Source organism: Cellulosimicrobium sp. SH8 (assembly GCF_025818875.1).
GTDB classification, from domain to species: Bacteria; Actinomycetota; Actinomycetes; order Actinomycetales; family Cellulomonadaceae; genus Cellulosimicrobium; species Cellulosimicrobium cellulans_D.
Genome location: NZ_JAMXMH010000007.1, coordinates 15528 through 27661, shown reverse-complemented (window position 1 = coordinate 27661; position 12134 = coordinate 15528). Strand labels below are relative to the sequence as shown.

Here is a 12134-nt window from a genome sequence, read left to right as displayed (position 1 = left end):
GCGGCCGGCCCCGGCCCGTCACTGGCCCAGCAAGGAGACCACCATGAAGAAGGACATCCACCCCGTCTACGGGCCCGTCGTCTACCGCGACAAGTCCGCCGACTTCGCGTTCCTGACCCGCTCGACCCTCGCGGGCGACCACCCGCAGGGCCCGGGCGTCCCGCGCGAGACCGTGACTGTGACGGACGGGAACGGACGTGCCGTCGTCGTCCCGGTCGTCGACGTCGAGATCTCGAGCGCGAGCCACCCGTTCTACACGGGCACGCAGCGCGTCGTGGACACCGCCGGACGGGTCGAGAAGTTCCGCCAGCGCTACGGCGCCCGCGACGGCGCGCAGGGCGGGGGTGCGCGATGAAGGTCCGCGCCTCGCTCCGCTCGCTCAAGGACAAGCCCGGGGCGAAGGTCGTGCGCCGCCACGGCAAGACCTTCGTCCTCAACAAGGCCAACCCGCGCTGGAAGGCCCGTCAGGGCTGACCCGCGCACCCACCACCACCGGAGAGGAGCGGCCGACCGGGTCCCCGGGCGGCCGACCACGCATGCACCACACCGCACCCGACCCGACCGACGCCCACGCCGATCCCGCCGGGGCGAGTCCCCCCTCCGGTGACGCCCCTCCCGGGGCACGGGCCCGACGGCGCCCGCTCGCCCTCGCCCTCGGCCTCGCCCTCCCGCTCGCGCTCGTCGCGGCGTGCGCGCAGGGGGCGGGCTCCGAGGGCGAGCAGGGCGACGGTGCCGACCCCGCGCCGTCGGCCACGTCCGACGTCAGCGAGGCGGCGGCCCTCACGCCGCGCCTCGCGATCACCTATGACGGCGGCGTCCAGGTCCTCGACGCGACGACGCTCGAGGTCGTCGACGACCTCGAGCTCGCCGGCTTCAACCGCCTCAACCCCGCGGGCGACGGGCGCCACCTGCTCGTCTCGACGTCGGGCGGCTTCCAGGTGCTCGACGCCGGCACCTGGGCCGAGCCGCACGGCGACCACGACCACTACTACACCGCGGACCCCGTCCTCACGGACGTGACGTACGCGGCCGAGAAGCCGGGCCACGTCGTCGTGCACGAGGGCCGCACCGCGCTCTTCGACGACGGCACGGGCGAGATCACCGTGCTCGACTCCGTCGCGGTGGCCGACCCGCACGGCATCGACGACGCGCGCACCCTGACGACGCCCGAGGCCCACCACGGCGTCGCGGTCGAGCTGACCGACGGCTCGCTCGTCGTCTCCGAGGGCACCGAGGACGCACGCACCGGCGTCCGCCTGCTCGACGCCGCGGGGGACGAGGTCGCGGCGACCGACCAGTGCCCCGGCGTGCACGGCGAGGCCGTCGCCGCGGACGAGGCCGTCGTGATCGGGTGCGAGGACGGGGCGGTCGTCGTCGCGGGCGGCGCGATCAGCAAGGTCGCAGCCCCGGACGCCTACGGGCGCATCGGCAACCAGGCGGGCAGCGAGGCGTCGCCGTTCGTGCTCGGCGACTACAAGTCCGACCCTGACGCCGAGCTGGAGCGGCCGACCCGCGTGTCGCTCATCGACACGCGCGACGCGAGCCTGCGCCTCGTCGACCTGCCCGCGAGCTACACGTTCCGCTCGCTCGGCCGGGGCGACGCGGGCGAGGCGCTCGTGCTCGGCACGGACGGGTCGCTGCACGTCATCGACCCGGAGGCGGGCACGGTCGTGCGCTCCATCCCGGTCGTCGACGCGTGGGAGGAGCCCGAGGAGTGGCAGGAGCCGCGGCCCGCGCTGCTCGTCCAGGACGGCATCGCGTACGTCACCGACCCGGCCGGCCGCGCGATCCACGCCGTCGACTACGTCGGCGGCGAGGTGTGGAAGACCGCGGAGCTCGACGTCGTCCCGAACGAGCTCGCCGGCGTCACCGGGAAGCCGGCCGCGGCGGGCGCGCACGACGACCACGAGCACGCCCACGAGGAGGGCGAGCACGGTCACGACGAGCCCGCGGAGGAGGGTCACGAGGACCACGACCACGAGCACGAGGAGGGCTGAGCGCAGACACGCGACGCTCGGAGGCCGCGAGAAGTCGCGCGAAACTCCGCGTGTTCCCTAGTGTTGTCCCCGGTGCACGGCTTCGCGGCTGGCACACTGAGACCGTGACGACGGGTGGTGACCACCGCGCGTCGTGAACCGAAGAAGGGATTCGCATGTCGCTCAACAAGTCCGAGCTCGTCTCGGCCATCGCCAGCAAGGCCGACCTGTCGAAGGCGGACGCCGAGAAGGCTCTCAACGCCTTCCAGGAGGTGCTCATCGAGTCGCTGGGCAAGGGCGAGGCCGTCAAGGTCACGGGCCTCCTGTCCGTCGAGCGCGTCGAGCGTGCCGCCCGCACGGGCCGCAACCCCCGTACGGGCGAGGAGATCTCGATCCCGGCCGGCTTCGGCGTGAAGATCAGCGCCGGCAGCCTGCTCAAGAAGGCCGTCGCCAAGTGACGTCTCGCTGACCGGCCGCTGCCGGTCCGGTCAGCAGCACGAAGGCCCGGAACCCCGCGAGGGGCTCCGGGCCTTCGTCGTGCCACCCCCGCGCCGAACACGAGGTTGGTATCGCTATCCGCGCGATGACGACACCGACGACGTGCTCGAACGCGAGGAAGCCCGTGCTCGGCGACCTGTGTCGGCCGCGGTCTCAGGCGTGGACGACGTTCGCGAGGATGCCGTGGTTCGTCAGGCGCGTGCCGATGGCCTGGTCGACCTCGGAGAACGCCTTGTTCGAGCGGGCCACGCCGACCGCGCCGGCCATGGCGCCGTGCCCGGTCGGGCGGTCGATGCGCGCGACGAGCTGGTCGCCGTGGAGCATGAAGTCGACCGTGAACACGAGGTGCTGGGCCTTGCCGGCGAACGCGCCGAGCCAGAACGTCTTCTGCTTGCTCCCGCGCTCGGCGGCCCACTGGCCCGTCGGGCGGGTGGTGACGGTGAAGCCCTGCTCCTGGAGCGCGGCGTGCAGGTGCTGCTTGGCGACCTCGGGGTCGCCGGACAGGAAGTAGTCGACCGTGGCCATGGTGGCTCCTCGTGGTGTTCGGTGGCTGGCTGTGGCGGGTGTGACGGCGGCGGTGCCGCCACACGGGCGGACAGCCCTCGGGATGCTACCGCCGTCCGAGGGCCCACCCTCGACCCGTCTTGAGAACCATTCTCATGGAACGCTAGGCTGGGCGCTCCACCCACCGGAAGGACCTCTCATGGCCGTGCCCAAGCGCAAGCTCTCCCGCTCCCACACCCGCGCCCGCCGCTCGCAGTGGAAGGCGCAGGTGCCCGAGCTCGTGACCGTCGTCGTCGACGGGCACGAGGTCACCCTCCCACGCCGACTCGTCGCGGGCGTGCGCCGCGGCTACGTGACGCTCCCCGGATGACCCTGGCCGCCGACCACCGCAATGCGGTGGTCGGGGCGCGGGTCGGTCGGTATCGTCGCTCGCGGAGGCTGCGAGGCGTGACGACCCTCGGCCGGTGGCGACACCGGCGGCGGCACCCCGCGCGTGACGGCGTACCGACGAGAGGTCGACGAGACGTCGACGAAGGTGTGGTGGCACCGCGACCTAGCCCCCGCCCGCACCTCCAGGGCCCGCCCTTCCCTGGAGGAGTCATGAGACCACCCGCCCCGCCCGCCCCCGCTCGCACCCTGGCCGCCGACGTCGCCGTCGCACCACCCGGACGCGTGGTGACCCTGAGCGGGCACGTGCACCGCCGCCGCGAGCTCGCGACGGTGTCCTTCCTGGTCCTGCGCGACCGCACCGGACTCGCCCAGGTCGTCCTGCGTCCGCACGAGGTGCCCGCGGAGGGACTGCCGCCGGAGGAGACCGCCGTCCAGGTCACGGGGACGGCCACGGTGAACGCGCAGGCACCGGGCGGCGTCGAGATCACCGCGCCGACGATCACGCTGCTCGGCGCGCCCGCGACCCGCCCGCCGGTCGAGCTGTGGCGCCCCGACCTCGACGTCGCGCTGCCGACCCTCCTGGACCACGCGGCCGTGACGTGGCGGCACCCGGCCCGGCGGGCCCGCTGGGAGCTCGCCGCCGCGAGCCTGCGCGGGTTCCGCGCCACGCTCGACGCCGCGGGCTTCACCGAGATCCAGACCCCCAAGCTCGTCGCGTCCGCCACGGAGTCCGGCGCGAGCGTGTTCCCCGTCGACTACTTCGGTCGCACCGCCTACCTCGCCCAGAGCCCGCAGTTCTTCAAGCAGCAGCTGGTCGGCGTGTTCGAGCGCGTGTACGAGGTCGGGCCGGTCTTCCGGGCGGAGCCCCACGACACGGCACGCCACCTCGCGGAGTACGTCTCCCTGGACGTCGAGCTCGGCTTCGTGCGCGACCACCGGGACGTCCTGGCGGTGCTGCGCGACGTGCTCGCCGGCATGGTCGGGGCGCTCCGGGACGGGGCGGGCGACGCCGTCGAGCGGCTCCGGCCGGCGCTGCCGGTCGTGCCGTCCGAGATCCCGGTGATCCACTTCCGCGACGCGCTCGCCCTCGTGGGTGCGGCCGACGACGAGCCGGACCTCGCCCCCGAGCACGAGCGGGCCCTCGGTGCGTGGGCGAGGTCGACCCACGGCTCCGACTTCCTCGCGGTCGAGGGCTACCCGATGCGGAAGCGGCCCTTCTACACGCACCCGCAACCCGACGACCCCCGCTGGAGCAACAGCTTCGACCTGCTCTTCCGCGGCCTGGAGCTGGTGACGGGCGGGCAGCGGCTGCACCGCTACCAGGACTACGTCGCCGCGCTGGCGGCGCGGGGCGAGACGACGGAGCCGTACGAGACCTACCTCGAGGCGTTCGCCCACGGGATGCCCCCGCACGGCGGCTTCGCCATCGGCCTCGAGCGCTGGGTCGCCCGCCTCGTGGAGGCGCCCAACGTCCGTGAGGTCGCGCTCTACCCCCGGGACCTGCACCGCCTCACCCCGTAGTGCCCGACGGCGCGTGCCACCACGCGCCGTCGGCCCGCCGTGGCAGCATCCTCGGGGTGAGCGAGCCGAGCCCCGACCTGACGTCCGGCCCCGTCCCGGGGCGCCGGGAGCGCCGCGAGCAGCACGGGCGGTCGCGCGCCGAGCCGCACGGCCACGCGCACGGGCCGGCGGCGCCGGCGACGCGGCGCGTGCGCCTGACGCTCGCGGCGCTGCTCGTCCCGGCCCTGCTCGCGACGCTCGCCGGGTTGGTCGCGCTGTGGCCCGCGTCGGCCGACGTGCCGGACCGCATCCCCGTCGCCGCGGAGGGCAGCACGGTGCTGCGCGCCACCGTCACCGGGCCGATCGACGCGGAGACGGGCGAGGTGCCCGCCCGCCTCGACGCGGGGTCGCGCGCGGGCGGCGAGGACGTGGGTGGCGACGCGATCACCGTCGGCGCGCCGCCCGAGTACGTCGCCTACGGGTTCGACGAGGGCGACCGGCTCCGCGTCCTCTACATCGCCGAGGCCGTCGGGGCGGGCGTGAGCCCGTACGTGTTCATGGACTTCGAGCGCGGGCTGCCCATCGGGGTCCTGGCGGTCGCGTACGCCGTCGTGGTCCTGGCCGTCGCGCGCTGGCGGGGCCTCGCCGCGCTCGCCGGGCTCGCGGGCGCGTTCGTCGTCATCACGTGGTTCACGCTGCCCGCGCTGCTCACGGGGCAGAACGCGCTCGGCGTCGCGCTCGTGACGTCGTCGCTCGTCATGTTCGTCGTGCTGTACGTCGCCCACGGCTTCACCGCGCGCACGTCGACGGCGCTGCTGGGCACGCTCGTCGGGCTGGCCATCACGGCGGTGCTCGGGTGGTGGGGCTCGGGCGCGTCGAACATCACGGGGCTCACCTCGGAGGAGTCTCTGTGGATCCCGCAGTACGCGCCCTCGCTCGACATCCAGGGCGTCGTGCTGTGCGGCATCGTGCTCGCGGGCATGGGCGTGCTCAACGACGTGACCATCACCCAGGCATCGGCGGTGTGGGAGCTGCGGGCGGTCGCGCCGCTCGCGACCCGGCGCGAGCTGTTCGCGCGCGCGATGCGCATCGGGCGCGACCACATCGCCTCGACCGTCTACACGATCGCGTTCGCCTACGTCGGCGCGGCCCTGCCGCTGCTCATGGCCGTCTACCTGTCCGACCAGAACCTCGCCACGAGCCTCACCTCGGGCGAGATCGCGGAGGAGGTCGTGCGCACGCTCGTCGGCTCGATCGGCCTCGTCCTCGCGATCCCGATCACCACGGCCATCGCGGCGCTCACCGTGCCCGGCACCGCGTCGGTGGCGTCCGTCCCCGTGGGTAGGGTCGAGGTCCCCGCGGCATGACGACGGGGCGTCCCCGCCCGTCCGGACGGGACGACCTGGACGACCGGAGGACGACGGTGACGGAGACGACGAGCGGCCGGGGCGGTCGGGACGGCCGAGACGTAGCGGTGCTCGGACCGGGCGGGGTCGGCGGGCTGGTCGGCGCGCTGCTCGCACGGTCCGGGGCCGACGTGACGTTCCTCGCGGGGGAGGCCACGGCGGCGGCGCTGACCGAGCACGGCGTGCACGTGCGGAGCAGCCAGGTGGGCGAGGTCCACGTCCCCGCGCGGGCGGCCACGCGGCTCGACGAGCCGGTCGACGTCGTGCTCGTGGCGGTCAAGCAGACCGCGCTCGCCGACGCGCTCGACCGCGTGCCGCCCGAGGCGCTCGGCGACGGCGTCGTCGTCCCGTTCCTCAACGGGCTCGACCACCTCGACGTGCTGCGCGCGCGGTACGGGACCGAGCACGTGCTCCCCGCGACGATCCGCGTCGAGTCGACCCGCGTCGCGCCCGGCGAGATCGAGCACACGAGCGCGTTCACCGACGTCGACCTCGCCCCCGGCGGCGTCCCGCCCGAGCGGGTGGAGGCCGTGCGCGCGCTCCTGGACGGGGCCGGCGTCTCGACCACCGTCCACCCCGACGAGACGGCGCTGATGTGGGCCAAGCTCGGCTTCCTCGCCCTGTTCGCCCTGCTCACGACGACGCACCGCGCCCCGATCGGCGAGGTGCGGACCGTGCACCGCGCCGAGCTCGAGGCGCTCGTGCGCGAGGTCGCGGCGGTCGCCGCAGCGAGCGGGGCGCCGTCGGACCCCGCGCGCACGCTCGCGTTCTACGACCGCTTCGCGCCCGAGGCCAAGTCGTCGATGCTGCGGGACGCCGAGGCCGGGCGCCTGCTCGAGGTGGACGCCATCGGCGGCGCGATCGTCCGGGCCGCCGACCGCGCGGGCGTGGACGCGCCGCTCACACGCGCGCTCGTCGCCGGCCTCGGCGGCTGACGGGCGGACGCCCGGGACGACGCAGGCCGGGACCCTTCACCGGACCGCCACGTGACCCCCTGTGGACGCGTCCCCAGGAGCCTCACAGGTTCGCCAGGATGTCCGTCATGAGAGAGCCGTGGGTCGACGTCGCGCTGGCGCGGCTGCCCGAGACGCGTTCCTGCCCCGCGTGCGCCGCGACGCTGCGGTCGTCCCGCTGCGACCGGTGCCTGCTCGAGCTCACCGGCCCGCTCGCGTTCGAGGTCGCCGCGGCGTCGAGCGAGGCGGCCGACGCGCTCTCGCGCCGCCAGGTCGCCCTCGACGCCCTGCGCGCGGCCCAGCCCGAGGCCGCCGCGTGGGCGGCCCGCGCGGCCGTCACGGCGCCGCCCGGTGCGCGCGCGGTCCCCGCCGGTCCGCCGCGCGCGATGCGCCCGCTCGACCCGAGCGGCCGCGGCCAGGCGGGCCCGCGCCCCCCGGTCGTCGCGCCGGTGGCCGGGACCGCGGCCGGCCCCCGCCGTCCGGTGCCCGTCCGTCCCTCGGCCCCCGGGTCGCCCGCGACGGCCGGGCCGGTCTCGCCCGCACCCGCAGGGTCGCGCGCCGTCGTCGTCCCGGGCGTGGCGCCGTCGCGCTCGGTGGGACTCCAGCCGGTGCTCGCCGGGGCGGGGGCGGGTCTCCTCGCCGTCGCGACGGTCGTCTTCGTGTTCTTCACCTTCGCCGACGACCTCGCCCTGCGCGCCCTCGTGACCGGGGTCGTCACGGTGCTCACGGTCGCGGCCGCGGTGCTCCTGCGGTCGCGCGGCCTGCGCTCGTCCGCCGAGGCCGTCGCGGCGCTCGCCGTCGTGCTCGCGGTCGTGGACGTCGAGCTCGCGCTGAGCGCGTGGGGGCTCGGCGCCGTCGGCACCGCGGTGGCGCGCGCGTCGCTGCTCGCCGCGGTCGTCGCGGGCCTCGGCGTCGTCGGGGACCGGGCGCGCGTCCGAGCGTGGGTGACGAGCGCCGTCGTGCTCGGGCCGCTCGTCCCGCTCGTCGCGGCGCCCGCCGCGGGGGCGCCCTGGGGCTGGGCGGTCGCCCTCCTCGCGACGGCGTGCCTCACGGCGCTCGCCGCGCCCGTCGCGGCGCGCTCCGGCGCGCGGGTCGGCAGCACCCTGCGAGGCGAGCAGGGGCTGCTCGGCGTCGTGCGCACGGTCGCGGTGCCGCTCGCCGTGGCCGTCGGGCTCACCGTCACCGCCCCGCCAGGGCTCCCGACCGGCGCGGGGGCCGCGCTCGTCGCGCTCGGCGCGGCGCTCGCGGCCACGCTCCTGCGCGTCGCGACCCGCGAGCGGCGCTGGTACGCGGTCGGCGGCGCGACGGCCGTCCTCGCGGGGGCGTTGATCGGGACCGGGGGCGACGTCGCCTGGCTCGGCCTGGTCCCCGCGCTCGCCGCCGCGACGTGGCTCCTCGTCCTCGTGCTCACCTCGCCGCGCGTGGTGTCCGGGGCGCTCGGCTCCCCGGTCCCTGCCGTCGGGCGGTCGGACGCCCTCCTCGGCGGCGCGCTCGTCGCCCTCGTCGGAGCGGGGCCCGCGCTGGCCGTCGCGGGGGTGCGCGCGGCCGAGGTCCTCGTGACCGGCACCGCCGGGACCGCCGCGGCCCTGGACGACACGCCGCTCGGCGTCGGCGTCTTCTCCTCCGGCCTGTGGGGCGAGGGCGTCCGGGGCGGCACGGCCGGCGCCGCGCTGCTCGACGGGACGCTCGTCGGCCTGCTGTCCGCACTCGTCGTCCTGCTCGTCGCCGCCCGGCTCCCGCTGCGCACGCCGTCCCCCGTGCCCTTCCCGCACCTGGCCGGGGCGCGGCGGCTCGGCGCCGCCCCGGTCGTGCGGACCGGGCGTGCGCTCGGGCCGTGGGTGCTGCTCGCGCTCGTCGTCGCGCTCGTGCTGGACCCCCGCCTCGCGGGCGTCACCTCGCTCCTGCTGCTCGCGCTGCTCGCGGCCCTGCTCGTCGTCGTGACCGCCCGGCCCGCCGCGACCGGTGCGCCCGGGGGCGCCGCTGCGCCTGGGGGCGGCGCCGCGCCCGGCGCGCTCGTCCGGGCGGTCCGGCGCGGGTTCGGTCGTGCCGTGCGCCCGGCCGTCCGGCGGCTCCCGGACCCGCGCACGGCGGTCCGGCGCGGCGTCGTCCCCGTCGGACGGGCCGAGGCGCGCGTCTGGTACGCGGCCGCCGTCGCCGGCACGATCGTCACCGTCCTGCTCCTCGTGGCCGGGTCGTGGGTCACGCGCCCGACCGCGACGGCCGGGGCGGTCGTCGTCGGCGCGCTCCTGCTCGCGGCCCGGGCGGTCGTGCCGCGCGGTCTGCACGCCCCGCTCGTCGGCACCGCCTACGGCTACGCGCTGCTCGTGCTCGGCGTGACGCTCGCGTGGAGCGGCGCCGGGACGGTCGCGGTCCTGTGCGCGGTCTCCGGCGTCGCCTCGCTCGCCGCGCTCGCCGTGACGCTCGTCCCGCGCGTCGACCGGGAGTCGTGGTGGGCCGTGCTCGGCGTGACCGCGGTGCCCTTCGGCCTCGGCGTCCTCACGGTCGTCGACGAGCGCAGCTGGTGGTCCGTCGCCGCGTGCGTCGCGATGCTCGCGCTCGAGGTCGTGCTCGTCGGCTCGCGGCGGCCCGGGTCGGTCACCGCGCTGCGCGTGCTCGCGGCGGCGCTCGTCCTGCCGACGGCCGCCGTCGCCGTCGTCAGCGCGGGCGCCCTCGTCCTGCCGGGCAGCGGGTCGCCCGTCGTGCTGCCGGTCGTCGCGCTGCTCGTCGCGACGGCGCTCGCCGCGGCCCGCCCGGTCACCGCCCGGATCCACCTGACCGCCGGGCGCGTCGCCGTCGAGGCGAGCGCCGCGCTCACGGGGGTGATCGCCGTGGGGCTCGCGTTCGGGCGCCCCGCCGCCGGGCCGACGGTCGCGGTCGCGGTGCTGCTCCTGCTCGCCGTGGGCGCGGGGCTCGCCGCGCGCGACCGGGACCGGCGCTCGGAGTGGTGGCTCGCCGCCGCCCTGGGTACCGCCGCGCTGTGGACCGCGCTCGCCGCCGCGGACGTCGGCCTCGTCGAGGCGTACACCGCGCCGCCGGCGCTCGCGGCCCTCGTGACGGGGGCGCTGCTCGCCCGGCGGTCGCGCCGCTGGTGGGAGCTCGCGAGCGCGGGCCTGGTGCTGCTCGTCGTGCCGTCCGTGCTCGCCCTGGGCGCGGCACCGGGCGCGGGCGACGTCCGGGCCCCGCTCCTCGTCGTGGCCGGGGCCGGGTGCGTCCTCGCCGCGGTGCTGCTGGGCCGCGGGACCGGCGCGGGCGAGGGCGAGGGCGGGTGGCGACGCGCCGCGGCCCTGCGGCTCGCCGGCGCGGGGGTGCTGGCGGCGACCGGCGGGACCGTCGAGTCGCTCCACGTCGCGCACGCGCCGGGCGGCGGCGCGGTGTTCGTGCTCGGGTTCGCCTGGGCGCTCGCCGCTGGCGGGGTCGCGCTCGGGGCGGGCCTCGTCGCCGCCCGGGTGGCCCCACGGGACCGGGGCCGGGGTGCCGCCGTCGCGCGGCGCTGGGCCATGGCGCCCGCCGCAACCCTCGTGGTGGTGGGGACCGTCGCGAACGTCCGGCCGGTGTGGGGCGTCATCGCGACGGTCTGGCTCGTCGAGGTGGCCCTGCTCGCGCTCCTCGTGGTCGGGGTGCGGCGCGCGGTCCGCGGCCGGCTCGACCTCCCGCCCGCCTGGTTCACGTGGTCGCTCGCGCTCGTCGCCGCGATCGGCGCGTGGTGGCCGCGCGAGCTCCGCGTCGAGGTCTTCTCGCTCCCGCTCGGCGCCGGGCTGCTCGTCGCGGGGTACCTCGCGCTCGCGGCCGGCACGACGGCGGTGCGCGGCACGGCGGGCGGCGACCCCGGTGCCGTGACCGCTCCGGGCAGCCCGGGGAGCAGCCACACCGACCCGGCCCCCGGCGGAGCTCCGGTGCGCACGACGCGGACCCTCGCCGGGTGGCCCGTCGGGTTCGCCGGGTCGTGGCGGACGCTCGCCCCGGGCCTCCTCGCGCTGCTCGGCCCGTCGGTCCTCGCGACGTACACCGACGCGCGCACGTGGCGCGCGGTCCTGGTCATCGTGCTCGCGCTGGCCGCGGTGCTCGTCGGGACGCGCACGCACCTCGCGGCGCCGTTCCTGCTGGGCGTCGCGGTGCTGCCGGTCGAGATCCTCGTCGTGTTCGTGTCCCAGCTCGGCACGCGGATCTCGGCGGGGCCGTGGATGCTCACGCTCGCCGCGGCGGGCGGACTGCTGCTCATCATCGCGACGTACTACGAGCGCCGGATCGCCGCGTACGACGGCGCCGCAGCCTACGTGCGCGACCTGCGCTGACCCCGCCCACGCCCGGGGTCCGCACGGTCTGGCTGTCGTCGTGCGCTCGACAGCGGGGCGGCGGTCGTGCCCCGCGGCGAACCGAGGCGTCCCTCGACGCGGGACGCCGCGTCAGGCACGGCGGCGCTGCTGCTCGATGAGCGGGTGCAGGCGGTAGGGGATGAGCTCGCCCATCGAGAGCGAGGTCTCCGTGCGCTCGACGCCGTCGATCGCGAGGATCGCCGCGTCGATGCGGAACAGGTGGTCGGTGTCGCGGCACGCGACGGTGACGCGCAGGTCGGCCGTCCCGCTGCGCCCGAACGCCTGCACGACCTCGGGGATGCGCGCGACGTCGTCGACGATCCGGGCGAGCTCCTTCTGCCGCACCTGGACCTCGACGAACGCCGTGAGCGGGTGCCCGAGCACGTGCGGGTCGATCCGCCGGTCGAGCGCGAGGAACGCGCCCTCGGCCTCCAGCCGCGCGAGGCGCGCGGCGACGGTGTTGCGGGAGATCCGCAGGCGGTCGGCGAGCGCGACGATCGTCGCCCGCGGGTCGTCGGCGAGGGCGAGCAGGAGGTCGAGGTCGACAGCGTCGGCGCTGTGCATGCTGCTCACCCTAGCCGAGTGACGGCGGTC

11 protein-coding genes are annotated in these 12134 nt (G+C 76.8%); 9 read left to right on the top strand and 2 right to left on the bottom strand.

The window, feature by feature from the left end; translation table 11 throughout:
- The first annotated feature begins 43 nt into the window (after window positions 1–43).
- The 4 genes from NF338_RS10980 (at window position 44) to NF338_RS10965 (ending at window position 2434) form a co-directional block, all read left to right on the top strand.
- Window positions 44–355, top strand: a complete 312-nt coding sequence (locus tag NF338_RS10980; protein ID WP_264030804.1) for a type B 50S ribosomal protein L31 — start codon at window positions 44–46, stop codon at window positions 353–355.
- Window positions 352–474, top strand: coding sequence for a type B 50S ribosomal protein L36 (ykgO, locus tag NF338_RS10975; RefSeq protein ID WP_021483271.1), 123 nt, complete (start codon window positions 352–354; stop codon window positions 472–474). The genes NF338_RS10980 and ykgO overlap by 4 nt, the downstream gene beginning before the upstream one ends.
- A gap of 62 nt (window positions 475–536) precedes the next feature.
- Entirely contained in the window at window positions 537–1997 is a 1461-nt protein-coding gene (gene aztD / locus NF338_RS10970) for a zinc metallochaperone AztD (protein WP_264030803.1), read from the top strand.
- A 155-nt stretch (window positions 1998–2152) separates the two neighbouring features.
- On the top strand, window positions 2153–2434 hold the full coding sequence (locus NF338_RS10965; protein ID WP_087470693.1) for an HU family DNA-binding protein: 282 nt from the start codon (window positions 2153–2155) through the stop codon (window positions 2432–2434).
- A gap of 193 nt (window positions 2435–2627) precedes the next feature.
- On the opposite strand, the gene NF338_RS10960 is transcribed toward NF338_RS10965, so the two are convergent.
- Window positions 2628–2999: a hypothetical protein gene (locus NF338_RS10960; protein WP_087470694.1), complete on the bottom strand. Its 372-nt coding sequence runs from the start codon at window positions 2997–2999 to the stop codon at window positions 2628–2630.
- Between the two features lie 178 nt (window positions 3000–3177).
- Between NF338_RS10960 and rpmF the strand changes: the two genes are divergently transcribed.
- The 5 genes from rpmF (at window position 3178) to NF338_RS10935 (ending at window position 11519) form a co-directional block, all read left to right on the top strand.
- Window positions 3178–3348, top strand: coding sequence for a 50S ribosomal protein L32 (gene rpmF, locus NF338_RS10955; RefSeq protein ID WP_264030802.1), 171 nt, complete (start codon window positions 3178–3180; stop codon window positions 3346–3348).
- 230 nt (window positions 3349–3578) lie between these two features.
- A complete protein-coding gene (aspS, locus tag NF338_RS10950; RefSeq protein WP_264030801.1) occupies window positions 3579–4889 on the top strand; it encodes an aspartate--tRNA(Asn) ligase in 1311 nt (436 codons plus the stop codon).
- Between the two features lie 56 nt (window positions 4890–4945).
- Window positions 4946–6235 (top strand): YibE/F family protein, encoded by a 1290-nt coding sequence (locus NF338_RS10945; RefSeq protein WP_264030800.1) that lies wholly within the window; start codon window positions 4946–4948, stop codon window positions 6233–6235.
- Between the two features lie 56 nt (window positions 6236–6291).
- Window positions 6292–7209: a ketopantoate reductase family protein gene (locus tag NF338_RS10940; protein ID WP_264030799.1), complete on the top strand. Its 918-nt coding sequence runs from the start codon at window positions 6292–6294 to the stop codon at window positions 7207–7209.
- Window positions 7210–7316: 107 nt separating this feature from the next.
- Entirely contained in the window at window positions 7317–11519 is a 4203-nt protein-coding gene (locus tag NF338_RS10935; RefSeq protein WP_264030798.1) for an SCO7613 C-terminal domain-containing membrane protein, read from the top strand.
- Between the two features lie 111 nt (window positions 11520–11630).
- Here NF338_RS10935 and NF338_RS10930 read toward each other — a convergent pair whose 3' ends face one another.
- Window positions 11631–12104, bottom strand: a complete 474-nt coding sequence (locus tag NF338_RS10930) for an Lrp/AsnC family transcriptional regulator (RefSeq protein ID WP_264030797.1) — start codon at window positions 12102–12104, stop codon at window positions 11631–11633.
- Window positions 12105–12134 lie beyond the last annotated feature (30 nt).